This is a genomic window from Arthrobacter sp. ov118 (genome assembly GCF_900116495.1).
Classification (GTDB): domain Bacteria; phylum Actinomycetota; class Actinomycetes; order Actinomycetales; family Micrococcaceae; genus Arthrobacter.
Genome location: NZ_FPAY01000007.1, coordinates 19,382 through 42,733, shown reverse-complemented (window position 1 = coordinate 42,733; position 23,352 = coordinate 19,382). Strand labels below are relative to the sequence as shown.

General features: G+C 64.8%; 23 protein-coding genes. 13 read left to right on the top strand and 10 right to left on the bottom strand.

Going from position 1 to position 23,352, the window contains the following annotated elements; translation table 11 throughout:
- Positions 1-99 precede the first annotated feature (99 nt).
- A complete protein-coding gene (locus tag BM372_RS13575) occupies positions 100-1,068 on the bottom strand; it encodes an NAD(P)-dependent alcohol dehydrogenase (protein WP_090955989.1) in 969 nt (322 codons plus the stop codon).
- A 272-nt stretch (positions 1,069-1,340) separates the two neighbouring features.
- Here BM372_RS13575 and BM372_RS13570 point away from each other — a divergent pair, with 272 nt between their 5' ends.
- The 4 genes from BM372_RS13570 (at position 1,341) to BM372_RS13555 (ending at position 4,603) form a co-directional block, all read left to right on the top strand.
- Positions 1,341-1,943 carry a TetR/AcrR family transcriptional regulator C-terminal domain-containing protein gene (locus BM372_RS13570; protein ID WP_256214251.1) on the top strand — a complete coding sequence of 201 codons (603 nt, stop codon included), beginning with the start codon at positions 1,341-1,343 and terminating at the stop codon, positions 1,941-1,943.
- 287 nt (positions 1,944-2,230) lie between these two features.
- The gene (locus BM372_RS21090) at positions 2,231-3,103 is read left to right on the top strand and encodes a DUF4389 domain-containing protein (RefSeq protein WP_371261744.1); all 873 of its coding nucleotides are present in this window, start codon (positions 2,231-2,233) and stop codon (positions 3,101-3,103) included.
- A 112-nt stretch (positions 3,104-3,215) separates the two neighbouring features.
- Positions 3,216-3,920, top strand: coding sequence for a DUF2306 domain-containing protein (locus tag BM372_RS13560; protein ID WP_090955986.1), 705 nt, complete (start codon positions 3,216-3,218; stop codon positions 3,918-3,920).
- Positions 3,921-3,964: 44 nt separating this feature from the next.
- Entirely contained in the window at positions 3,965-4,603 is a 639-nt protein-coding gene (locus tag BM372_RS13555; RefSeq protein WP_090955985.1) for a hypothetical protein, read from the top strand.
- A 150-nt stretch (positions 4,604-4,753) separates the two neighbouring features.
- On the opposite strand, the gene BM372_RS21285 is transcribed toward BM372_RS13555, so the two are convergent.
- From BM372_RS21285 to BM372_RS13545, 3 genes are all read right to left on the bottom strand, one after another.
- Positions 4,754-4,942, bottom strand: coding sequence for a DUF5956 family protein (locus tag BM372_RS21285; protein WP_371261743.1), 189 nt, complete (start codon positions 4,940-4,942; stop codon positions 4,754-4,756).
- Between the two features lie 84 nt (positions 4,943-5,026).
- A complete protein-coding gene (locus tag BM372_RS13550) occupies positions 5,027-5,488 on the bottom strand; it encodes a phage tail protein (RefSeq protein WP_090955984.1) in 462 nt (153 codons plus the stop codon).
- Between the two features lie 143 nt (positions 5,489-5,631).
- Positions 5,632-6,132, bottom strand: a complete 501-nt coding sequence (locus BM372_RS13545) for a DUF4231 domain-containing protein (protein WP_090955983.1) — start codon at positions 6,130-6,132, stop codon at positions 5,632-5,634.
- A gap of 320 nt (positions 6,133-6,452) precedes the next feature.
- On the opposite strand from BM372_RS13545, the gene BM372_RS13540 reads away from it, so the two are divergent.
- From BM372_RS13540 to arr, 5 genes are all read left to right on the top strand, one after another.
- The gene (locus tag BM372_RS13540) at positions 6,453-7,085 is read left to right on the top strand and encodes a hypothetical protein (RefSeq protein ID WP_177236010.1); all 633 of its coding nucleotides are present in this window, start codon (positions 6,453-6,455) and stop codon (positions 7,083-7,085) included.
- 46 nt (positions 7,086-7,131) lie between these two features.
- Positions 7,132-10,383, top strand: a complete 3,252-nt coding sequence (locus tag BM372_RS13535) for an nSTAND1 domain-containing NTPase (RefSeq protein ID WP_090955981.1) — start codon at positions 7,132-7,134, stop codon at positions 10,381-10,383.
- A 5-nt stretch (positions 10,384-10,388) separates the two neighbouring features.
- Positions 10,389-11,129, top strand: a complete 741-nt coding sequence (locus BM372_RS13530; RefSeq protein ID WP_256214275.1) for a WD40 repeat domain-containing protein — start codon at positions 10,389-10,391, stop codon at positions 11,127-11,129.
- Between the two features lie 249 nt (positions 11,130-11,378).
- Positions 11,379-11,642, top strand: a complete 264-nt coding sequence (locus tag BM372_RS13525; RefSeq protein ID WP_177236009.1) for an antibiotic biosynthesis monooxygenase family protein — start codon at positions 11,379-11,381, stop codon at positions 11,640-11,642.
- 100 nt (positions 11,643-11,742) lie between these two features.
- Positions 11,743-12,168, top strand: coding sequence for an NAD(+)--rifampin ADP-ribosyltransferase (gene arr / locus BM372_RS13520; protein ID WP_090955978.1), 426 nt, complete (start codon positions 11,743-11,745; stop codon positions 12,166-12,168).
- A 71-nt stretch (positions 12,169-12,239) separates the two neighbouring features.
- On the opposite strand, the gene BM372_RS13515 is transcribed toward arr, so the two are convergent.
- The 6 genes from BM372_RS13515 to BM372_RS13490 form a co-directional block, all read right to left on the bottom strand.
- Entirely contained in the window at positions 12,240-12,992 is a 753-nt protein-coding gene (locus tag BM372_RS13515) for a C2 family cysteine protease (protein ID WP_090955977.1), read from the bottom strand.
- Between the two features lie 579 nt (positions 12,993-13,571).
- A complete protein-coding gene (locus tag BM372_RS13510) occupies positions 13,572-14,528 on the bottom strand; it encodes a D-2-hydroxyacid dehydrogenase family protein (RefSeq protein ID WP_090955976.1) in 957 nt (318 codons plus the stop codon).
- A gap of 110 nt (positions 14,529-14,638) precedes the next feature.
- On the bottom strand, positions 14,639-15,046 hold the full coding sequence (locus BM372_RS13505) for a universal stress protein (RefSeq protein ID WP_090955975.1): 408 nt from the start codon (positions 15,044-15,046) through the stop codon (positions 14,639-14,641).
- On the bottom strand, positions 15,043-16,572 hold the full coding sequence (locus BM372_RS13500; protein WP_090955974.1) for a tripartite tricarboxylate transporter permease: 1,530 nt from the start codon (positions 16,570-16,572) through the stop codon (positions 15,043-15,045). The genes BM372_RS13505 and BM372_RS13500 overlap by 4 nt, the downstream gene beginning before the upstream one ends.
- A gap of 9 nt (positions 16,573-16,581) precedes the next feature.
- The gene (locus tag BM372_RS13495) at positions 16,582-17,109 is read right to left on the bottom strand and encodes a tripartite tricarboxylate transporter TctB family protein (RefSeq protein WP_256214273.1); all 528 of its coding nucleotides are present in this window, start codon (positions 17,107-17,109) and stop codon (positions 16,582-16,584) included.
- A gap of 98 nt (positions 17,110-17,207) precedes the next feature.
- Positions 17,208-18,209 carry a Bug family tripartite tricarboxylate transporter substrate binding protein gene (locus tag BM372_RS13490; protein WP_090955973.1) on the bottom strand — a complete coding sequence of 334 codons (1,002 nt, stop codon included), beginning with the start codon at positions 18,207-18,209 and terminating at the stop codon, positions 17,208-17,210.
- A 143-nt stretch (positions 18,210-18,352) separates the two neighbouring features.
- Here BM372_RS13490 and BM372_RS13485 point away from each other — a divergent pair, with 143 nt between their 5' ends.
- The 4 genes from BM372_RS13485 to BM372_RS13470 all read left to right on the top strand — a co-directional run bounded on the left by BM372_RS13485 (position 18,353) and on the right by BM372_RS13470 (position 23,322).
- Positions 18,353-19,237 carry a LysR family transcriptional regulator gene (locus BM372_RS13485; protein ID WP_090955972.1) on the top strand — a complete coding sequence of 295 codons (885 nt, stop codon included), beginning with the start codon at positions 18,353-18,355 and terminating at the stop codon, positions 19,235-19,237.
- Positions 19,238-19,397: 160 nt separating this feature from the next.
- A complete protein-coding gene (kdgD, locus tag BM372_RS13480) occupies positions 19,398-20,312 on the top strand; it encodes a 5-dehydro-4-deoxyglucarate dehydratase (protein ID WP_090956151.1) in 915 nt (304 codons plus the stop codon).
- A 65-nt stretch (positions 20,313-20,377) separates the two neighbouring features.
- Positions 20,378-21,997, top strand: a complete 1,620-nt coding sequence (locus BM372_RS13475) for an aldehyde dehydrogenase (NADP(+)) (protein WP_090955971.1) — start codon at positions 20,378-20,380, stop codon at positions 21,995-21,997.
- A complete protein-coding gene (locus BM372_RS13470) occupies positions 21,994-23,322 on the top strand; it encodes an enolase C-terminal domain-like protein (RefSeq protein ID WP_090955970.1) in 1,329 nt (442 codons plus the stop codon). Before BM372_RS13475 ends, BM372_RS13470 begins: the two co-directional genes overlap by 4 nt.
- The last annotated feature ends 30 nt before the right edge of the window (positions 23,323-23,352 follow it).

The window sequence follows — 23,352 nt, the reverse complement described above, 5'->3', positions numbered from 1 at the left end:
GGTGCGCGCAGGGATTTGGTGGGTGGGTTGCCGGTGCGGGCACAGAGCGGTACGGCATTGAAACTGACATGGCATGCTTCTCTCTTATGCTTGTTGGGCTTAAATAGTGATGGCGACTTTTCCGCGAGCCTTGCCGGCGTCGAAGTACCGCATGGCTTCCGGGACCTGATCCAGGGTGTACGTGCGGTCGATGACCGGTTTGAGGCTCCCGGCTTCGATGAGTCCGCGGAGGTTCTCGAGATCCGCTGCGCCTTGCTTGACCATAACCATGGTCAGCCGCTGGCTGATGAACGGGGAGAGGACCAGAGCCCGCAGCTGCCGGTCCAGGCTGCCGGTCCAGGATCCGCCTTCCTCCCCGCCGGTGATGACTGCCGTTCCCGAAGGGGCGAGCGCGCTGCGGAGCCGCGCAAGGGTGGGGTTCCCTGCGATGTCCAGGATCAGGTCGTAGCGTTCGCTGCCGTCGGCGAAGTCCTGATGCGTGTAGTCGATGACGTGGTCTGCGCCGAGGGAGCGAACCAGGTCCAGTTTGGCGGTGCTGCTCACGCCCGTGACCACGGCACCGGCAGCCTTGGCCAACTGCACCGCATAACTGCCCACCCCGCCCGAGGCGCCAAGGATCAGAACCTTCTGCCCCGGCGTCACCGGGCCGGCGGCGCGGAGCGCCTGCAGGGCGGTGCTGGCCGAGACGGGGACCACGGATGCCTGCGCGAAGGTGAGGTTGGCAGGTTTACGGCCGAGCTTGTTTTCCGGCGCCGCGGCGAACTCGGCAAACGGGCCTTTTCCGAAACCGAAGACCTCGTCCCCGACGCAGAACCTGGTCACTGCTGCCCCGACTGCTGTGACAGTGCCGGCCAGATCCAGTCCCGGGACAGGGTTTTTAGGGGCGCGGATCCCGTAGACCAGCCGCAACGCATAGGGCAGACCCGTGGTCACATGCCAGGTGCCCCGGTCCAGTCCAGCCGCGTGCACACGGACCAGAACTTCCTTCTCCCCTATTCCGGGGCGGGCAATGTACGCCAAGTGCAGGACATCGGCGGACCCGTAGGTCTCCTGCACAATTGCCCGCATCGACGTTTCCCCTCCGGACGCTCCGCCTGCGGACGAACTTTCTCCAACTCTCTGACCGTGGGGTGTCATGGCCGTTCTCCATTCGAATGGGACTGCACCGCATCTTCGTACGCTGTACGATTATGGTAACGTACGCTGTACGAAACTGCTACGGCCGGGAGCCCCTGATGTCACCCACCGCACGAAACCTGTCGCCGCAACGCATTCCGCTCAGCAGGGAGAGGGTCCTTGCTTGCGCCTTGAACCTCGCCGACAAATTTGGAATTGGGGCTTTGACCATCCGCTCCCTGGCGATCAGCATGGGAACGAAGCCAATGTCGCTCTACCATTACGTGGCCAACAAGGATGAGATCCTGGATGGCATCGTGGACATGGTCTTCGACGAAATCGATCTGCCATCCCCGGAAGGTGAGTGGCGGGACGAAATGTACCGGCGGGCCCACGCAGTGCGCCGCGCACTCAAAGGCCATCCCTGGGCGGTCGGACTGCTGGAAACCCGGGCATCCCCCGGCGCCGCGACCCTGCGCCATCATGAGGCGACCCTGGCCACCCTTCGGGCCGCGGGATTCTCGGTTCAGATGACAGCCCATGCCTACGCGCTGCTCGACAGTTACATCTACGGAGCCGCCCTCCAGGAAGCCGCCCTGCCTTTCCACGGCCCGGACGCCGCGCCCGAGGTGGCCACATCGATCGTTGAGCTTTTTTCCGACGGGCAGTACCCCCACCTGGTCGAAATTGCCACCGAGCACGTCCTCAAGCCCGGCTACGACTTCGCGGACGAGTTCGACTTCGGACTGAACGTCATACTCGACGGGCTCGCCCGCTCGATTCCCAATCCAAAAGACGACGCCACGCACCAGCCGCCCGGCGCGTAAGCGGAACTCCCGCCCGTCAACCTCAGTAGGCGCAATAGGCGCAGGGTCTGCCCCTCCGCCGGCAAGGGAGAACGTCCCGTCGCTACCCGTCTAGAGGCCTCCGCCTATCGCTTATTCGTACGATGTACGCTAACTTGGCCGTACGTCGTACGAAAGGGTGCTGTGGGGGCCCCTGGGCCCGGCCGACCCTTGGCACTCCAGCCCTCGGCCCTTCAGGAAAGAAGAAAGCCATGTCAACGTCAACGCCCGGCCGTTCTCCCCGGGGACCTGACTCGCCTACAGCCAGAATGTCCGCGCTGCCCATGGCCCTCGTTGTGGTGGGCGTCCTCTTCGGACTCGCCACGGTGGGTATGCTGTCGGCCTACCGTTCCCTTCCGTGGGGCGTGGACGCTCCCGCTACCGCATGGGTCGTTATTGGGGCCGCCGTGGTCTTGATCATCGTCGGAGCTGCAGGCCTGGGAAGAGGCATCGCGCCCGGGGCTTCACAGGAAGCCGACCGGGTCGGAAACGAGCCAGCACAACTCACCGGGCATCTTGACCCAGGCCTGTCACGGTGGCTCTGGCTGGTCAAGTGGATCCTCGTCATCCCCCACTACATCATCCTGGCCCTGCTGTGGATCGCGTTCCTCGTTGTGACAGTGGCCGCGGGATTTACGATTCTGTTCACCGGCCGCTATCCGGCGTCGCTCTTCCAATTCTCGGTGGGAGTCCTCCGTTGGAACTGGCGGGTGGCATTTTACGCATACGGCGTTCTTGGGACAGACCACTATCCGCCCTTCACACTGGCCCGCAGCGACTATCCCGCGGAGTTCGACGTTGCCTACCCAGTGAAGCTCTCCCATTGGAAGGTGCTGTTCAAGTCCTGGCTGTTCGCCTTGCCCCAGCTGCTCATAGTCGCCGCCCTCACCGGAAGCCTGACATCCTCATCAACGACGAGCATCTCACTGCTCAGCTTGCTGGTGTGCATCGCAGGAGTCATCCTGCTCTTCACCGGTGTCTACCGTCTCGGAATCTTCGACCTGCTTATGGGCATCAACCGCTGGTCCCTTCGCACCATCACGTATGCGGCCCTGATGAGCGACAAGTACCCGCCATTCCGGCTCGACCAAGGCCCGCTCGATCCTCCACTGAACCCGGCAGCAACGCTCACGACTGCGTGATGCCGACGGCCGCCACGGCCCACCGGGCTTCTTGCCCGAGCAAAGACTCCGGGTTCCTGGACTAATCCAGCCCGGCGGGTGCGTGAGAGCGCATCGACCAGAGAGCGAAATCATGACACCCGCAACCATTCCCCGCCCCCGGCCAAAGCCCCGGGTCCGGTGGATCGTGCCCGCCGCCCTGATCTTCCTCAGCCTCGTCCCGGTGATCGCCGGTGCGGTGCGCCTGGCCGACCTGACGGGAGGTGAAATATCACCGGAGAACGCGCGGTTCTTCGATTCGCCCACCCCCGTGCTCATCCACATACCCGCTGTCACCGTGTACCTGCTGCTCGGGGCATTGCAGTTCGCTCCCTCGCTTCGCCGGGGCAAGCGCGGCGGGCCCAGCTGGCACCGCATCGCCGGGCGCATTCTCGTCCCCGCCGGCCTGCTCGCCGCCCTGTCCGGCCTTTGGATGGCGGTCTTCTACGACCTCCCGCCCCTGGACGGGACGCTTCTTCTCGTCCTTCGACTGGTCTTTGGCTCAGCCATGGTGGCGAGCCTTGTCCTGGGATTCATCGCTGTACGGCGCCGGAACTACGTCCGTCACAGTGAGTGGATGTCCCGGGCGTACGCCATCGGCGTTGCCCAGGGAACCATCGTTGTAGTGACTATTCCCTGGGTTCTATTGGTAGGACCGGTAGACGAGCTTACCCGTGCGCTACTGATAGGGGCTTCATGGGTGATCAGCCTGGCGGTGGCCGAATACTTCATCTACCGGCGCGCCCAAGGACCCGTGCGAACCTCGCACCCTTCCGCCCGCCCCGCTCAGGCACATTGAACACTCGTTATCTCTCGCATTACCCACACAGACAAGAGCCTCAAATGTCCTCGAAAATCCAGGTATTCCTACCCACCGTGCTGATCAAGGTCTCCGCGTTCGCCGGATTTCTCTCAGGAGCCATATTGGTGGTGAACGCGGCCAAGCGGGCTGGGGTCATCCCGACGTCGCCCTTCACGCAGCTGGCCGCACCGGTTGCCCAAATGGCCGCTATCGGGTTGGTAATCGGAATCTATTTGGTGACCTCCCGCAAAACCGGGGCGCTGGGCGCCTCGGGTGCCGCGCTGACGGTAATTTCGCTGGCTGGCCTCGTCGGGGTCGAGTTTGTTCTCAACCTTGTCTTTCCCTACGTTGATCCGGGTGTAATCATGGCGTTGCGTGCGGGCCCGCTCGGTATCGCCCTGACAGCGGTATCAGTGCTGTTCCTGCTCGGCACGGTGGTTTTCATGGTGGCGCTTTGGCGCGACTCAAGCGTGCCTAAGGGAGCGGTCCTCCTTTACACCGCGAGTGCCATTCCCATCGCCTTGCGGACGGTCTTTCCAGAGACGGTGCTGCAGCTGGGACTGGTCGGTCTGGCCGCGGCTATCATCTGGTTTGCCTCCTGGATGCTCCGGAACGTCCCTCACGAAACGGCCGACGGGACCGCGGCCCGGGGACCGGCAACAGGCGTGATTTCAGGCTAGGTTCAGGTGCTCCTCGGAAAACCGGCATTCCCCAAGGCTCTGAAGGCAGCCGCCGCACTGAATCATGCGGAAGCAGGGGGAGCCATCCAGAGGCTCCGACAAATGGAGGGCTACTCCAAGAGGCCACCGGCAACGCTTCCTTGGGACGGATTAGCAACCATCGAAGGATCTTGACCATGGCACAGCCCGCAGCCTCCCCCGGTGGCGGCCCAGGTTGCCGTGGCCTGCCGACCATCCCATGAGCGCTCCCCAGCCATTCTCGGGCAGCTCCGCCCAGGATGCGGAGGGCCCGGCTGTTTGCACGTCACCCCACGGGACGTCCCCTTCATGGCCGCTCATGAACTCACCGTACCGCCAGGGGCCCTCGTAGCCGTGTCCGCAGGCTCATGCGAGGTGGCAACATGTCTGCCTTTCACCCCAAGCTCAGTACTCGCCCTTGATCACGAAGTAGGAGCCGCGGATGACCCCGGCGAGCTTCGACTTCTGACGCGCGAACTTGAAGCTGGACGCCAGCTCATCGGGAACTTCCATGCCCTCTGAGAGCTTGAACCCCACTGCACGCTTCGCCCCGTCCTCGATGCCGTACATCACGTTTACAGACAGGCCGGACTCGTAGAACACGTAAGCCATCCGAAAACCGTCCGCTTCGAAGGAAGTGACTTCCAACGGACGGGCTGAAATGACGATGTTGCGCTCGCTGAGGACACGGTTTACCCAGTCGAGCGTCTCCGGCTCCTCACTTGCAGGCATGACCGTGAGAGCGTGGTCGTACTTGTTCTTGTAATAGCGCGCCTCGTTGGCGCGCAATCCTGCTAGCGCCTCCGCCACTGGGGACGATTCCAGCCCGACGGTGGATACGTTCTGGAAATCTACGGTGTATGGCATACGCCCTCCTGGATAGTGATTCATCGCGCATTTCACCCTACGTCCAGCGCTGCGGCCCGGCTTCTCTATTCCTGCTCGGTCGGGACGGAACATTCGCATTGATGTGAGCAGCTCCCCTGTCCGGTCCATGGCATACCGGTGCTTCATTGTTCGCCATTTCGAATCGTCTTCCGCACAGTGTCCGCCCACGTGCCGCTTTCGGCGGTGATGGTCTTGCGCATGACCTGGGCCAAGCGGTCACAGCGGGTGTGCGGATCGTTGTAAGGGGCCACGCCGGCGGCATAAAAGAAGCCGTGTTGGCGCATCGTTTCGGCACTGGTCCTGTAGTTAATCCAATTGGGATGGAACTGCCCGATCTGCTGGCCGCTCTCGATGACAACAATGGCGGCCCCAAAGCTGGCGGTGATGGGTGCCGGAGCACCCAGGGCGGCCAGCACTGTTACAGCGGCCCCTGCGCCGAGTGCCAGGAATTTGAGGATTTGGTATGCCCTGCGGTTTCGAGTGGCCGCATGGTCATACCATTGGAACTGGGCACAAAATTCTCGCCAAACCAGGCCTGTCGCAGCGGGATCGATGGGCTGTGGCAGGGATCCTTGCATCTTTGCCCATTCGGTCTTCTCGGACGCGACATCTTTTTGATCCACGTCAGGCTCCTGACTGAAGTTTCCCAGTTGTGAGAATCCCGGGCCTGTTCCTGCTGAATATGGCGGCCATGGCGGGTGGAGGCCTGTCCGGCGAAGACTTTGTGTGGCGGGCACCACCGCGTGTGACAGGAGTCTAAGGCCTGCCCACTTTACTGGACAACAACGCCTTTCTTGATCGCTCCCCTGGGCCGGGCTGCTCAATTCTGCAGTGCTGGAAAAGGCCTCAGGTGTAACGCTGGAATAACGTCGGTCCGATAGCGTCACGCTAAAGGCGCCTTATGTAACCCCTCAGAAGGTAACTCCTCAGATTGGAGCAAGAGATGCGTGATTCTTCGGTGGAAACGGCCCCCGCCAAGTCCCCCACACCCAGACATGACGCTCTTTCCAACCCTCCGAATGAAACGTTTCACCGTGGGAGGGGGAAGACCAAGCCAGGGCCCACGGCAAGGGGACGGTCGTTCTTCATGCTCATCACGGCCCTGATCGCAATTTTGGTGGCAGGTCTTGTTGCGTTGACGACCTCCGACTCGGCGTCCGCCAACCATCACAAGAAAGGCTCAAAGATCTCCGTGGTGGCAAATGAGTTTAACCTCGAAGCGGGTCGAACGGTGCCCCCGCGCAAGATTACGTGTGTCTGGTCGGACAAGTACGAAACCTACAACTGTCGGGGTAAGAACTTCAGTGAACCCCTCACTACGAAGCCCCAAGACGACAACAAAGATTATCTACCGCGGGGCTCCAACTATCTCGGGGGCGGCGTCGTGAATCCCCACGAGTTCTCCTGCGAGCGGATGCCGCCAAAGGATCCAAGCACCATTAGACCAAGCGACTATAAGTGCTCCGATTCCAGCCATAAGTTCTTCTTGAACCAGATGGTGTACGTGATCTCCCCGGAGAACTGCGATTCCAGCAGCCCGAAGTGCATCGAATTCGTCTTGCCACCCCGCAAGTGACGCGGATGGAGCGGCGTTCGGCCCCCATACAGGCACCGAGGTAGCCATGACGTCGCTCTTCGTGAGCCACAGCTCGAGGGACCGCGTTCCTACCGAGAAGGTGCGCGACTGGCTGAGAGCCGAGGGGTACGTTGCCCTGTTTGTGGACTTCGACCCCGACGACGGCATCCGCGCAGGCCGGGACTGGGAGCGCGAACTCTACGCCCAACTGCGCAAATGCGACGGTGTCGTCTTTCTGGCCAGCGCGGCGTCGACCACGTCGCGATGGTGCTTCGCGGAGGTAAGTCTGGCCCGGGCGCTGGGCAAGGCCGTGATCCCCGTCCGTGTGGAGCCAGGCGCGAGGCTCGACCTGCTCGACGACGTGCAATGGATTGATCTGGCCGACGGAGACCCCGCCCTGAGCCGCCTGCGGCGCGGCCTGCTGGCTGCCGGCCTCGACCCGTTTGAGTCGTTCGCGTGGGATCCCAATCGAGCCCCATACCCGGGGCTGAGGCCCTTCGAGGCTGAGGACGCCGCGGTCTTCTTTGGCCGTGGTCCGGAGGTCGGCAGGCTCCTCGAGCTGCTGCAACCGACGCTGCAACGCGGAACCGGCCGGTTCATCGGGATCGTTGGCCCCTCGGGCAGCGGCAAGTCCTCGCTAATGCGCGCGGGACTGTTGCCCCGCATGGCGCGGCTCAACCAGCGTTGGGTGATCCTGCCACCACTGCGACCCGGTTCAAATCCCAGGCAGCAACTCGCCGCCTGTCTGGCGGACAGCTTCGGCGTCCACGGAGGCATGTACACCCGCGTCGATTTGGCGACCCGCCTCGAGCAGGGCCCCAAGGCTCTCTTCGACCTGGCCATAGAGCTCGCCGAACTGAACGGCAGCCCCGGCTCGGAGCGGCCGAAAGTGCTCGTGGTCATCGATCAGGCGGAGGAACTGCTGACGCTCACCGGGCCACGTGAGCAGGAAGCGTTCCTGCAGCTGCTCGCGGGAGCTGTGACGCGAGAACGCTCCCCGCTGTGGGTCGTCGCGACGGTCCGCTCGGAGTTTCTGTCGACCGCTCCTGGGCGGGCCGGACTTTGCGAGGCGATGAACGACTCACTGGTGGTGGAGCCGCTCAGCCGGTCACGGCTGTCCCAAGTCATTGCAGGGCCTGCGCAACGTGCCGGCGTGGATTTCGAGCCCGGGCTTATCGAACGAATTGCGCAGGATGCGGAGCAGGGCGACGCGCTGCCGCTGCTGGCTTACACGCTCAGGGTGCTTTACGAGCGTATTGGAGTAGATGGCAGGATCGACGGCAGCGACTACGAGACTGTCGGAGGCGTCGTCGGCGCCCTGACGAGACGCGCCGACCAGATCCTCGACGAATTAACCCGGCGCGGGCTTGGCGCCAAGGTCCTACCCACCTTGCTCAAACTCGTGTCGGTGGAGCAGCACGGTGAGCCCACCCGGCGGCGGGTGCAGCGCCGAAGCCTCGCGCCGGACGAACGTACCGTCGTCGACACGTTCGTCGAGGCACGCCTGCTCACCAGCGCGGCAGACACAACAACGACCGACGACGGGCACCGCGCAGACGACGGTGTGCAGGGCGCGGTGGACGTGGCACACGAGGCGCTGCTGCGGCAGTGGCCGCCGCTACGCACGGCGATTGACGCGGCCCGGGAATGGCTGCAGCTTCGATCGGAGCTCGATCGCCTCGCCGCGGACTGGGAGCAGGCCGGCGCGGACGAGTCCTTTCTTCTGCGCGGCAGGCGGCTGGCCGTTTTCGACCGCTGGCCCGAGGATCGCCTGCGAGACCTCACCCCCCTCGAACGCCGTTTCCTCGAGAGAAGCCGCGAACTTGCCGCGCGAGAGCTGCAGACAGCGCAGCGGTCGAACCGGCGCCTGCGAACCCTTGTAGGCGGCCTCGCCGTCTTCCTCGTTCTCGCGCTCGGCGCGGGTGCAATTGCGTGGCAACAGAACCAAGAGGCACAGAAACAGGCCGATCTCGCGCTGAGCCGACAACTGGCGGCGGCAGCGGATCGGCTGGTTGACTCACAGCCTCATACCGCGATCCTCGCCGGACTGCACAGCCTCGGTGTCGGTGCCGAATCCGCAGAGCCAGCACCGGGCTTGATCACGGCGTTGGCGCGTGTCACCCACCCTTCCAAAATGCTCCTTGGACACACCGGCCAGGTGCACGGCGTGGCGTTTAGCCCCGACGGCAAGCTGCTGGCGTCCGGCGGGGGCGACACGACCGTGCGCCTGTGGGACGCCGCGACGGGCCACGAGCGTCACACGCTACCGGGAAAGGCGGAAGTGTGGGGAGTCGAATTCAGTCCCGAAGGGCACCTGCTCGCCGCCGGAGACAGCGGAGGGACCATCCGGATTTGGGACCCGGGCACCGGCCGCCCGGAAGGTGCGGCTCTGGAGCATGGGGCCTGGGTGTGGGATGTGGCATTCAGCCCCGACGGCCGCTTCCTCGCGTCGGCAGGTGGTGACGGCCAGGTGAAGGTTTGGGACATCACGTCCCACCGTCTCCGCGGAAGCCCTCTGACCGGCACGGACGGCGCGGTGTACGGCGTGGCGTTCAGCCGGACCGGAGTGGTGGCCGCGGCGGGAGAGGACGGGATCGTTCGGACGTACGACCCCGAGTCCGGCAAACTCCTGAAGGAGTTCGTGAACGGCGAGAAGGTCCTGGCGGTCGCGTTCAGTCCGGATGGCCGGATCCTTGCCGCTGGCGGAACTGGCAAAGACACGCGGCTGTGGGAGGCCCGTACCGGCAAGGCTCTGGGCGGGCCGCTGGCGAGCCACGGCGAGGAGGTGCGCGGTCTGGCCTTCAGCCCGGACGGTCGGCTCGTCGCCTCATCGAATGCGGACCACACCGTCACCTTGTGGACGGTGGCAAGCCGCCAGGCCGCAGGCCTGCCACTCCTCGGTTCCACGCAAGACGTCGAGGGAGTGTCCTTCAGTCCCGACGGGTCTGCACTGGCCACGGCAGGGTGGGACGGCGCGGTGCGGCTCTGGGATGTCGCCGAGACCAATTCGGTCAGCCGCGCGTATCCCGGACACATGGACTACGTCCAAGACGTCGCGATGAGTGCTGTTGGTGGCGTGATGGCCACCGCCAGTGTGGACGGTACTGCGCAACTTTGGGACGTGCCCTCCATGCGACCCCGCGGCCCGGCCCTACCTCATAACTCGGAGGTGAACGCCGTGGCGTTCAGCCCGGACGGGCACACCCTCGCCTCTGTCGGCGGCGATGGCGTGCTGAAGCTCTGGAATGCCGGGACCGGGCGCCTCCAGGGCCCCCCATCGCGGCCAGCGGGGTCTTGACCGATGTGGCATTCAGCCCGGACGGTCAGCACGTCGCCGTAGGCGTCGACGACGGCAGCGTGCAGATCCTGAGCGTGACGTCGCGCGAGCACCATACGGTGCCGCAGCTCAACCACCTGGACGCCGTAAACAGCATCGCGTTCGGCCCCGACGGTTCGATAGCATCCGCGTCGGCTGACGGCACAGTCCGTATTTGGAACCCGGCCTCGGGGCGATCCGTCGGACCACTGACCGGGCACCAAGGACCCGTCTACGGGGTGGCCTTCAGCCCGGACGGGCGTGTGCTGGCCTCCGGCGGCTCCGACAACAACGTCTTGCTCTGGGACGCGGCGACCGGAAAGAGGATCGGTGCGCCGCTCAGTGGGCACACTGACGTCGTGCGAAGCGTCGCTTTCAGCCCCGACGGTCGCCTGCTCGCCTCCGGGAGCGAAGACCGGACGGTCCGGGTCTGGGACGTCGCTTCGACGCAGTCTCCCCCCATAACCCTCAGCGGGCACAACGCTGAGGTAACCGGTGTGGCGTTCACCCCCGACAGCAAGTTCGTCGCGTCCTCGAGCTGGGACAGAAACGCCCGCCTGTGGGACCCGGGCTTCTCGTCTTGGGCCCAAACCGGCTGTGCCCTGGTCAATCGAAACATGTCGATGAGCGAGTGGACTGCCCTACTACCCGGCCGACCGTACGAGCGGACGTGCCCGAATCTGCCGTCGGGCCCCGGGGCACCGCCCGGCGCCCCTAGTATCCGATGACCCTTGTGGCGAATGGCGCGTGCCTTCGCAAGTAGGCCGGGGCGTCACTCTCCTTAGTCCCCTACCGCACCCGCTCAATGCACCCCCAGACAATTACCGCGGAAGAACAGACCTCGCACTTATAAATCTCGTTCCCGCCAGTCCGGAACGACCCTGCCGGCACTGTCCCTGTGGGCGTACATTCAGCTGTGCCAGCCCGTCCGCGGAATCCGTCCGCCCGGCCGGCGTATGGATCCTAAGGAGTCTGTCATGACTATCCTGACCAACAGCCTTGTTCCCGGCCTGACCCGGGAACAATATGAATCAATCGCTGCCAAGCTCGTCGACAAGCTGAAGGCCTCCCCCGGTTTCATTGCGCACTACGCATGGGAGCGTGAAAACGGGGTGAATGTCGTGGAAATCTGGGAGAGCGCCGAGCAGCACGATGCCTGGTTCAACGAAAGTGTCAGGCCCAATTTGCCGGTAGAGGTCACCCCGGAGAAGAACGAGCTGATGAACAAGGTGGTTGCCTAGCCCTCGGGACCGGACGGGACCGGCCCTCGTGCGGGCCGGACTGCAGCATCCCGCGGGGGGATCAGGTGAGGAATGCCTCAGGATCGTGCAGACTCGACAGATGGACCTCACCAACACTGCTCACAGGCAGGACGCCGGACCGTTTTACCACGGCACCAAAGCCGACCTGAAGCCCGGTGATCTCCTGGAACCCGGCTACAGCTCCAACTACGGCGAGCGGACCAAAGCGAACTTCATCTACCTGACCGCCACCATGGATGCGGCCATCTGGGGAGCGGAGTTGGCCATGGGCGAGGGCCACGGCAGGATTTACTGCGTGGAACCCACCGGCCCCATCGAGGACGACCCCAACCTGACCGACAAGAAATTTCCGGGCAACCCGACCAGGTCCTACCGCACCCGAAGGCCACTACGAGTACTCAGCGAAGTCCTGGACTGGGAGGGCCACTCCCCTCACGTGCGCCGAGCCATGCTTGAGCACCTTGAAAAGCTCAAGCGGCTTGGCATCGAGGCAATCAACGACTGAGCCCCGCGCTCGCAGGTAAGCCCCCAATAACTCAACTGAAATTCGCCGCCGTCGTCCGTTCAACAGTCCCCTCAGGGATAGGTCGGTAAGGCAATGTACTGGTTGATGTTCGAGGACTGGAAGGCGTCAAACGTCAGCGTCGATTGGCCGCCTTCCGGGTTCCCCACCACTACTGTCTGGTCTGCGGTATTTACGCCCAGCAATGCGTAGGAATGGTCGGCTACCAGCTCGCCCTCGGAGTTGGACGTCCCCAGTGTGACGAGACCATTCGAGAAATCCTGCTGCATCTGATCAAAGCTCACTCCCGTCATGGGGCCGCCGGGATTGCGGTCGACGCCCTCCTTGCCAGTGATGGCATAAAGGGCATTGTGCACATCGTGGTCCTGGAGATTACTGAGATCGGTGCCATCGATGCTGTTATAGCTGTTGCCGTTCGCGGCGGCCCACCCCTTCTCGATGATCGCCGCCCAGGAAACGTTCTTGCCATCGATGTTTTCGATGCCATTTTCGAAGGGCTTGCCGCGGCGATACGGAAGATCACCGTCAACGGTTACCGTCACGGGATTGGCGACCCCGTCATACCTGCTGTGGAATGAAATGGTGTAAGTGCCGTCGCCGTTGTCGCGGACCATGTTCATGATGGTTTCGGGCTCTCGAGCGGCGACCGTCATCAAGGCTGCCAGGAAATAACAATCTCCCGCGTCACCCTGCACGATATTTGTCAGGTCTCCGGAAATGTTCGGCTTTCCGGAGCTGTCCAGCGCAAACAGCACCTGGTTCGGCACCTGCTGGTAAGTCGCGCGCTTCACCGTCGGATTGCTCACCGGAGGTGTGGAGGGTCCCGGCGTCGAGGTAGGAGGCGCCGAAGTTCCGGGCGCCGCACTAGGAGGCGTCGAGGTAGAAGGCGTCGTCGACGTGGGAGGCGTGGAGGCTCCCGTCGTGGTGGGAGGCATAGAGGTTCCCGGCGGCGAAGCAGTGGGCGGAGTGACGGACGCCCGGAAAAAATAGACAAGCGCAATTCCGAAAACTACAACCGCGGCAATCAATGAGTAAATGCCGACGGTTCGAAATCTAGTCGGCCTGGATACTGCACGCTTCATTACGTGCCTCCCGTTCTGCGGGCTCCCGCCCTTGCTGCGGGATCGCCCCCAGCAAGGTCCGCGGCGCCCTCGCCCTGGTCCCCTCGTCATGGATCAATTCACCATGTGAGCAACAGCTTGCTCCGGGCAACCAGAAGGCGCAAGGAGCGGCGGACGATGCACAGGCAAAACAAATGAAACTCACAGAGAGCAGGCGGTCCTCAGGCGGGCTTTCCCTGTCCGCCCCGGCCCTGATGTTGTCGTGACTCCTCGCTCGGATTCCCGGGCCTGAAGCCGATCGTGGCCGCCGACGTGGGGACAGGATCAAAGAACGCGGATGGGGCGCACGTTCAGAAAGGCCTCGATGTTTTCTATCGCTTCTTGAAAGTAGCCGCTGTAGTTGCGTTCGGTGACGTATCCCAGGTGTGGAGTCGCCAGCACATTTGGCAGGTCCCGGAACGGTGAGTCGTGCGGCAGCGGCTCCTCCTCGAAGACGTCCAGTCCGGCACCCCCGATCTGGTGTTCGGACAGGGCAGTCAGAAGGGCTGTTTGGTCAACGATGCCGGCCCGTGAGGTATTGATCAGTAGCGCAGTCTCTTTCATCAGCGCCAATTCCGGGGCGCCGATCAAACCGCGGCTCCGGGGACCCAGCACAAGGTGGACGGAGACGATGTCAGCCTCGGTGAGTAGCGCGTGCTTCGACGGTGCCAGGCGGACACCCGCGGCGTCGGTCCGCTCGGCGGTGAGGTTCTCGCTCCAAGCCACCACGTCCATGCCAAAAGCGGCCCCGATGCGGGCAACCTGAGTGCCAATCTTTCCCAGTCCGATCAGGCCAAGGGTGGATCCATACAGATCCCCGCCTACGGTGTGCTGCCACGGGCCTCTCCCCTGCAAGGCAGCGGTTTCGGGAAGTATGTGACGGGCCAGGCCCAGGATCAGCGCCCATGTCAGTTCTGCCGGCGGTTGTGAATTGCTGGCCGTGCCGCAGACTGTGATGCTCTGTTCCCGCGCCGCGTGCAGGTCGATGGCAGCATTTCTCATCCCACTGGTGATGAGCAGTTTCAGCTGGGGCAGGCGTTGCAGCAAAGCGGCAGGAAAGGGCGTCCTTTCACGCATGATCACGACGACGTCGAAGGGGGCCAGGCGTTCGGCCACAGCTTCCTCCTCATCCAGATGGTCGGTAAACACCGTCAGCTCGACCTTGCCCGCGAGTTGGTTCCAGTCGCCAAAATGGCGCGCTGCCTCCTGGTAGTCGTCAATCACTGCGCACCGCAGAGCCACGAAGAGTCCTTCCGGTTGTTGGTGAGCAACACCATACGCGGCGGCAGCGGCTACCGGCGGGAGGGAACGCAGAAGCCGCCGACCGTTTCGGGTCGGCGGCCACTGGAGGCTCAGGCGAAGCCTGGCCCGTCGGCTTTCACGGCAAGGACGGGGCGGTCGGCCTGCATGAGGATCCGCTGGGCGTGGCTGCCGAGGATGAATTTGCCAACCTGGCTGCGGTGCCGCAGGCCGATGACGATGAGGGAAGCCCCAGCTTCCCGGGCGATGTCGAGGAATTCATCGGCGAGGTCGTACTGGTAGGGAGGCTGGATGACCTCTGCCTTGACCCCTGCCGTCCTTGCCCTGCTGGCAGCGTCGTCCAGGACGGCGCTGCTGGCCACGGACTTATCAACCAGAGCCCCTTCTCGGGCCGAATTGACGATCAGCAGGTCCTGTTGCCGCAGCCGCGCCTCGGCGATGCCTGCCGTCAGGGCAGCCTCCCCCGCTGGGGTGGGGACGAATCCGACCACGATGCTCATACCGTTTCCTTAATTTTCGTTGTGGCGGGGTCCGCGGTCGCGGCCCTGCGTTTGGCCAGCAGGCTCCGGAGGCCCGGGAGCACCGCGACCAGGACGAAGACAGCCAGGAGCGTGGCCGAAATCGGCCGGCTGAAGAATCCTGTCGGGTCGCCGCCGAAGACCAGCAGTGAGCGGCGCAGGGAGCTCTCCAGGAGGGAGCCCAGGACGAAGGCCAGAACCAGCGGACCGGGTTCGAAGCCGAACTTCTTCATGAGGTAACCCACGATGCCGAACACCACCACCAAGGTGACGTCGAACATGCTGTTGTTGATGGTGTAGGCGCCCAACAGCGTGATCAGGGCCGTGACCGGGGCCAGGATCGCCGCCCTGACCCGGAGGATCTTCACGAACACCCCGACGAGCGGCAGGCTCATGATCAGCAGCAGGATGTTGCCGATGTACATGGAGTTCACGACGCCCCAGAAGAGCCCTGGGTCCTGCTCCACCAGCTGCGGGCCCGGCGTGACACCCTGGATCAGCAGGGCCCCGAACATCAGCGCCATGGTGGCATTGGCGGGGATTCCCAAGGTCAGCAGCGGGATGAAGGAAGAGGTGGCGGCGGCGTTGTTGGCGGTTTCCGGTCCGGCCACACCCTCGGGGGCGCCCTTGCCGAAGCGCTCTGGCTGCTTGGCCCGCTTCTTCTCCATCGCGTAGGAGGCCATCGAGGCGATCGTGGCGCCACCACCGGGCAGGATCCCGAGGAAGAACCCCAGGACCGAGCCGCGGCCGATCGCCCCGGACGCCTGGGACAGATCTTTGCGAGAGGGCCATACGTTCGTGACGGTCGACGGCGCCTTGGCCGCCCGGTGCCGTTCCTCCAGGTTGTAGAGGATCTCGCCCAGGCCGAAGATGCCCATGGCGATCGGGACGAAGTCGATTCCGTCTGCCAGTTCGAGGCTGCCGAAGGTGAACCGGCTTTCGCCTGTAAAGATGTCCCGGCCCACGGTGGCCAGCAGCAGCCCGAAAGCGGCCGCGATCAGTGCCTTGGTCTTGGCGCCATTGCTGATGGTGGCCACCAGGAGGATGCCCAGCAGCGCGAGTGCCGAGTATTCGGCGGGGCCGAAGTCCAGGGCGAAGCTGGCCACGATGGGAGCCAGGAAGGTCAGGCCGACAATGGACGCGGTGCCGCCGATGAACGAGCCAATGGAGGCCAGGCCCAGGGCGGTTCCTGCTTTGCCCTGCTTGGCCATCTGGTAGCCGTCAAAGACGGTGACCACGGAGGATGCTTCGCCCGGCAACCGGAGCAGCACGGAGGTGATGGTGCCGCCGTACTGCGCCCCGTAGAAGATGCCCGCAAGCATGATGATCGCGGTCACGGGTTCGACGTTGTAGGTCAATGGCAGCAGGATGGCGATCGTGGCCGCGGGTCCGAGACCCGGCAGCACACCGATCAGCATGCCGATAACGACGCCGATCAGGCAGTACAGGAGGTTCATGGGCTCCAGGACGACTACGAATCCGTTGAGCACGGGATTCAGGAAATCCACGGTGGTCTCCTAGAAGAGGTGGGGAATGGAAGTATTGAGCGCCAGCACGAAGATGCCGTAGAAGGACACGACGACGACGGCGCTCACCAGTAGCGTTGAACGCCAGGTTTCGCCACCGAGGAAGCGCATCCAGACGATGCACATTACGAGCGCGGGCAGTTCAAAGCCGATGACGGGCATGAGGGACACCATGGCAGCCAGCGTGACCAGTCCGGTCACCGGGGCCATGGACATGCGGGTGAATTTTTCCGCATCCCGGTTGTGCCTGCCTGCCACCAGCTGGAACAGCGCCAGAGCCACCATCACGCAACTGACCAGGAACGGCCACAGCCCGGGCTGCGGCGCTTCCGGGGTGCCCAGGCCCATGGCCACGGACAGGACCAGCGACCCGACGCCGATGCCCAGCACCACCAGTGACGAGGCAGCGTTGGCGAGCGGACCGGCGGCCGGCGGCTTTTCCTCTTCCCACTGGGCGGCCAGTTGTTCGGGGGTCAGATCATCTTCGGGGCCGGCCAGCACGTCGGCGCTGTCCGGCAGTACCTCGGTGTCGCGTGCGGGGGCCGACTGCCCGGCGGAGCGACGGGAGTGGATGCCGTCCTCTCCGCCGGACGTTCGGTTTGTTTCCTGCACTCGAATCACTTCGTCCCGCTGAGGCTGATGCTGTACTTCTCCACGAGGGACTTGTACTTGGCGGCGTAGTCCTTCCACTGGGTCACAACTTCTTCGCCCGAAATTTCCTTCGGGGTCAGCATGTTCTTCTTGTTGAACTCCTTGTAGGCGTCGGACTTGAAAGTCTCCTGGAAGGCGGCGAGCAGCTTGTCCTTCACCTCCTTGGGCGTTCCCTTGGGCGCGGCGACGGCGCGGTACTGCGCGACGGGGACGTCGAAGCCGGACTCTTTGGCCGTGGGGACGTCCGGGAGGAACGAGTTCCGCTGTTCGGAGAACACGAGCAGCGGTGCGATCTTGCCGGCCTGGATCTGGGGCATGGCTTCCCCGAGCTGGATGGTGGTGACTTCCACCTGGTTGCCGAGGACGGCGGTGAGGGCGGGCTTACCACTGTCGAACGGAACGTCGGTGCCCTGCACGTTGGCCTGCTTGAACAACACCTTCTGGGCCAGCTGGCTGCCGGTGCCGACGCCGGTGGTGCCGAAGGTGATGTTGCGGCCCGCCCCGGTCAGGTCCTTGATGGACTTGAACCCGGAGCCCTGGCTGGCGACCAGGACGTAGTCGTCCTGCGACAGGCCTGCGATGACGTCGAAGTCATCGATGTTGACCGCCTCGTCCTTGGCCACAGCCAGCGGCGTGATGGTGATCAGGGAGGCATTGATCAGCAGCAGGTTCTGGCCGTCGGCCGGCTTGCCCGCCACTTCTTTCGTGGCGAGGGACCCGTTGGCGCCGGGCTTGTTGACCACCGGGACGGGTGCCCCAAGCGTCTTGGCCGAGCCTTCAGAGATGGCCCGGGCAATCAAGTCGGTGCTGCCGCCCGGCGCCTGGCCGACGGTCAGGCTCACGGGGCCGCTAGGGTAATTCGCCGAACTGGTGCTGCCGGCGGCGACGTTGCCGCAGGCCGTGAGGGCCAGCAGGGTAACGGCCGATGCCGCTCCGAGAACGGCGCGGCGGGTGGGGAACTGCATCATTGGAACTCCTCGTTGACACTGCGGGGCGGAAACCCCGGAAGGATGTGAACCGGCTCACTTGCGGCTCGCTGAATCGAGTGTAGGAACGGGTTATGATGCATGTCTAAGCCCAAATATGCATCAAGTGATACCCGGAAGGCATCATGTTTACCTTTGATCAGCTGGCTGGCTTCATCGCCGTCGCCGAGGAACTGCACTTCGGCCGCGCCGCGGAACGGCTCAACATGACCCAGCCGCCACTGAGCCGTCAGATCCAGAAACTGGAGAAAAGCGTCGGCGCGGAACTGCTTGAACGCGACAACCGCAGGGTCCAACTGACCCACGCCGGGCAAGCCTTCCTGGAAGAGGCGCGGCGCCTGCTGGCGCTGGCGGAGCGTGCCCCGGCCACCGCCCGCCGCATCGCCTCGGGCCGGTCCGGCGTGCTCCGGATCGGCTTCACTGCCGCCAGCGGCTTCAGCATTCTGGGCCCGCTTCTGGAGGAAATCTCCGCCGCGCTGCCCGACGTCGACATCGACCTTCAGGAGCTGGTCACCGGCGAGCAGATCCAGGCCCTGCTGACCGGCGAACTCGACCTCGGGCTGGCGAGGCCGCCTTTCGACGGCGAGATCTTCGATTCACGCCTGCTCTACCGGGAGGCGATGGTGGTAGCTGTTCCGGCCGGCCATCCGTTGACCAGGCTCGGGCGCGACGTCGAGAACGAGGACCTCAGAGACGAGCCCCTGATCATGCATTCGCCATTGCAGGCGCGCTACTTCTACGACCTTGTGGTCCGCACCCTGCCGGTCCAGCACGGCAACGTGGTCCATACGGTGAGCCAGATCCTGACCATGGTTTCGCTCGTCGCAGCACGGCGCGGCGTCGCGTTCGTTCCCCGCTCCGCCACCGCCCTGGGCATCGACGGCGTCGAATACCTACAGCTCGGAGGCGACCGCGGAGAGCCAGTGGAACTGCACGCCATCTGGAGCCGCAAGGTGGAGAACCCGGCGCTTGGCAGGCTGCTGCGGGAACTGGACTTCGCGCGGGCATAAGTACGCGGGCCGCGCAAGAAGGTGGCACGGGCGCCAGCAATGCACGAACGGTATCAAAACATACAAAAAAGCACTTGGACAGGCATGAGTGGCCGCTCCTAGTCTGGGACGGAAGCACACCACCTACGCCGATTTCGGCGCCCATCCGGAGGAACCCACCGTGGCAAAGTACACACCCCAGGAGCTGGCCGACACCCTCAAAGACGGCCTGCTCTCCTTTCCCGTCACGTCATTCGATGCAGACCTGCAGTTTGACGAAGAGAACTACCGCAAGCACCTCGCCTGGCAGGCCAGCTTCCCGGTCGCAGGGCTCTTTGCCGCAGGCGGCACGGGCGAGGGCTTCTCACTGACGCCCTCCGAGTCGGCGCGGGTTGTCCTGGCCGCCGTCGAGGAAGTCGGCACAACAGTGCCGGTCCTCGCCTCCGCCGGCGGCTCGACCGCCCAGGCCATCGAAAACGCCCAGGCCGCGGAGGCCGCCGGCGCCGAGGGCATCCTGCTGCTGCCGCCGTACCTGACGGAAGCGGACCAGGGCGGCCTGATCGACCACGTCAGCGCTGTCTGCAGCGCCACGTCGCTTGGCGTGATCATCTACAACCGTGCCAACGCCATCTACAAGGACACCACGGTTGCCACGCTGGCCGAGCGCCACGAGAACCTCATTGGCTTCAAGGACGGCGTGGGCGATCTCGAACACGATGCCCGCGTGTACGCCAAGCTCGGCGACCGCCTGTTCTACCTGGGCGGCCTGCCCACGGCCGAGACCTTCGCGCTGCCGCTCCTGCAGCTGGGCATGAGCACCTACTCCAGCGCGATGTACAACTTCGTTCCGCAGTTTGCCCTCGACTTCTACCAGGACGTCCGCAACAACGACCGCGTGGCCGTCAACAAGAAGCTCAACGAGTTCGTGATCCCGTACCTGGACATCCGCGACCGCGTGAAGGGCTACGCCGTCTCCATCGTCAAGGGCGGCCTCGACGCGATCGGCCGTTCCGCCGGCGGCGTCCGTCCCCCGCTGCAGAACATGGCGGAAAAGGACCTGGCCGACCTCAAGGCACTCATCGCCAAGGTCTCCTAGCTGGACCGTCTCCTAACTGCCGGCCCGCCCGCCAGCTCCCACCCGTACCACCAGGAGGAACAATCGTGACCCTTACCGGACACTCCCTAATCGCCGGACGGACCGTCGCCGGCGAAGGCAAGACCACCTTCGCCTTCAACCCCGCCACCAACGAACAGCTCGAGCCTGCCTACACCCTGCTCACCGAGGAGCAGCTGAAGGCCGCCACTGCCGCGGCCGCCGAGGCCTTCAAGTCCTTCAGCGCGCTTGACCCCGAAACCCACGCCGCGTTCCTGGACACGATTGCAGACAACATCGAAGCCATCGGCGACGAACTGATCGTCCGCGCCGGGCAGGAGACCGGCCTGCCGGCCGCGCGCCTGCAAGGCGAACGGGCCCGCACCATCGGCCAGCTGCGGCTCTTTGCCAACGTGGTCCGCCAGGGCGACTTCCGGGGCGTCCGCATCGACCCGGCACTGCCGGACCGCACGCCCCTGCCGCGCGCAGACATCCGTCAGCGCCAGATCCCGCTGGGTCCCGTCGCCGTCTTCGGCGCCAGCAACTTCCCGCTGGCCTTCTCGACGGCGGGCGGGGACACCGCCTCGGCCCTCGCCGCAGGCTGCCCGGTGGTCTTCAAGGCCCACAACGCCCACCCCGGCACCAGCGAACTGGTGGGCCAGGCGATCGCCAAGGCCGTTGCGGACTCCGGTCTTCACCCGGGCGTTTTCTCGCTCATTTACGGCCCGGGCAGCAGCATCGGCCAGGCGCTCGTGGCTGACCCGGCCATCAAGGCCGTGGGCTTCACCGGCTCCCAGAGCGCCGGGATCGCCCTGATGCGCACCGCCGCCGCACGGCCGGAGCCCATCCCCGTGTACGCGGAGATGTCCTCCCTCAACCCGGTCTTCGTCTTCCCCGGCGCCCTCAAGGGCGACGCCGGCGAAATTGACGCACTGGCACGGCAGTACGTCACCGCCGTCACCGGCAGCTCCGGCCAGCTCTGCACCTCCCCCGGCCTGCTGTTCGCCCCGGCCGGCGCGCCGGGCGACAAACTGGCTGCCGCCGTCGGCCGCGCTGTTTCCGCCTGCGCTGGGCAGACGATGCTGACCGCGGGCATTGCCGGTTCCTGGAACTCCGGAACGGAGGCGCTCGGCGCTGCCGAGAACGTGACCGTCGTCGGGACCGGAACCCCCGGCCCCACCGAGAACGCCCCGGCACCGGCCATTTACGGCACGGAAATCCGCGACTTCATCACCAACGAGGTGCTGCACGCGGAGATCTTCGGCGCAGCCAGCCTGGTGATCCGCTACTCCTCCGCCGAGGAACTCATCGAGGCCACCAACCGGCTCGAGGGGCAGCTCACCGCTTCCCTGCAGCTCGCCGAAGAGGACTACCCGACGGCGGCACGGCTGATCCCCGCGCTGGAACAGAAGGTCGGGCGTATCATCGTGAACGGCTGGCCCACCGGCGTCGAAGTTGGCCACGCCATGGTCCACGGCGGTCCTTTCCCGGCCACCTCCGACACCCGCACCACGTCGGTCGGAACCCTGGCCATCAACAGGTTCCTCCGTCCAGTGGCGTACCAGAACCTGCCCCAGGAGCTGCTTCCGGCCCCGCTGCAGGACACTAACCCGTGGCGCCTGTTCCGCCGGATCGACGGCGTGAGCGAGAGCGCGGAAGCAGCCCAGAAAGCAGAGGTCAACGCGTGAGCACGCAACCCACCATCGCCCGGGTCGAAGTTGTCCCGGTCGCCGGTCACGACAGCATGCTGATGAACCTCAGCGGCGCCCACGGACCGTTCTTCACCCGCAACGTCGTCATCGTCACCGACTCGGACGGCCGGACCGGGCTCGGCGAAGTACCCGGTGGGGAAAAGATTCGGACCACCATCGAGGAGGCCGGCCGGCTGATCGCCGGCCAGCCGGTGGCACGCTACCGGTCCCTGCTGCGCCAGGTCGCGGCGGAGTTCGCCGACCGCGACGCCGGCGGCCGCGGCCTGCAGACGTTCGACCTCCGCACCACGGTGCACGCCGTCACCGCCGTCGAATCAGCGCTGCTGGACCTGCACGGACAGTTCCTCGGCGTCCCCGTCGCCGAGCTGCTCGGCGACGGCCAGCAGCGCAGCTCCGTGCCGATGCTTGGCTACCTCTTCTTCATCGGCGACCCCGGCCGGACGGACCTGCCCTACCTCGTGGAGGACGCGCCGAAGGACCGGTGGGAGCAGCTTCGCCGCCAGGAGGCCATGACGCCCGAGACAGTCGTTGCCCTGGCCGAAGCGGCCCAGGAGCGCTACGGCTTCAGCGACTTCAAGCTCAAGGGCGGCGTGCTGTCCGGCGACGACGAGGTGGACGTGGTCACGGCACTGGCCAAGCGCTTCCCGGAGGCCCGCGTCACGCTGGACCCGAACGGCGGCTGGCTGCTGGAGGAGGCGATCCGGCTCGGCAAGAGGATGCAAGGCGTGGTGGCCTACGCCGAGGACCCCTGCGGTGCCGAAGGGCGTTTCTCAGGACGGGAGGTCATGGCGGAATTCCGCCGGGCCACCGGACTGAAAACCGCGACGAACATGATTGCCACGGACTGGCGCGAAATGTCCCACGCAATCCGCAGCAACGCCGTCGACATTCCCCTGGCCGATCCGCACTTCTGGACCATGCACGGCTCCGTCCGGGTAGCCCAGCTTTGCAACGAATTCGGCCTGACGTGGGGTTCGCACTCGAACAACCACTTCGACATCTCCTTGGCCATGTTCACTCACACGGGCGCTGCGGCACCCGGCGAGATCACGGCGCTGGACACCCACTGGATCTGGCAGGACGGCCAGGGCCTGACCAAACAGCCACTGCAAATCCGGGAGGGGGCCATCGAAGTTCCGGACGCGCCCGGCCTCGGCATCGAACTGGACCGGGAGGCTCTGGACAAGGCGCACCGGCTGTACCTCGAGCACGGCTTGGACGCCCGGGACGACAGCGTCGGGATGCAGTACTACATCGACGGCTGGACCTTTGATCCCAAGCGGCCCTGCCTGGTCCGCTAAAGATCCGGTCCGCTAAAGACCCGGTCCGCT

Coding starts and splice junctions, on each gene's coding strand:
- BM372_RS13535 (WP_090955981.1), top strand. CDS start 7,132: ATGACGTCGCTCTTCGTGAGCCACAGCTCGAGGGACCGCGTTCCTACC.
- BM372_RS13560 (WP_090955986.1), top strand. CDS start 3,216: ATGACACCCGCAACCATTCCCCGCCCCCGGCCAAAGCCCCGGGTCCGG.
- BM372_RS13525 (WP_177236009.1), top strand. CDS start 11,379: ATGACTATCCTGACCAACAGCCTTGTTCCCGGCCTGACCCGGGAACAA.
- BM372_RS13540 (WP_177236010.1), top strand. CDS start 6,453: ATGCGTGATTCTTCGGTGGAAACGGCCCCCGCCAAGTCCCCCACACCC.
- arr (WP_090955978.1), top strand. CDS start 11,743: ATGGACCTCACCAACACTGCTCACAGGCAGGACGCCGGACCGTTTTAC.
- BM372_RS13485 (WP_090955972.1), top strand. CDS start 18,353: ATGTTTACCTTTGATCAGCTGGCTGGCTTCATCGCCGTCGCCGAGGAA.
- BM372_RS13550 (WP_090955984.1), bottom strand. CDS start 5,488: ATGCCATACACCGTAGATTTCCAGAACGTATCCACCGTCGGGCTGGAA.
- BM372_RS13505 (WP_090955975.1), bottom strand. CDS start 15,046: ATGAGCATCGTGGTCGGATTCGTCCCCACCCCAGCGGGGGAGGCTGCC.
- BM372_RS21090 (WP_371261744.1), top strand. CDS start 2,231: ATGTCCGCGCTGCCCATGGCCCTCGTTGTGGTGGGCGTCCTCTTCGGA.
- BM372_RS21285 (WP_371261743.1), bottom strand. CDS start 4,942: ATGAGCGGCCATGAAGGGGACGTCCCGTGGGGTGACGTGCAAACAGCC.
- BM372_RS13575 (WP_090955989.1), bottom strand. CDS start 1,068: ATGCGGGCAATTGTGCAGGAGACCTACGGGTCCGCCGATGTCCTGCAC.
- BM372_RS13555 (WP_090955985.1), top strand. CDS start 3,965: ATGTCCTCGAAAATCCAGGTATTCCTACCCACCGTGCTGATCAAGGTC.
- BM372_RS13490 (WP_090955973.1), bottom strand. CDS start 18,209: ATGATGCAGTTCCCCACCCGCCGCGCCGTTCTCGGAGCGGCATCGGCC.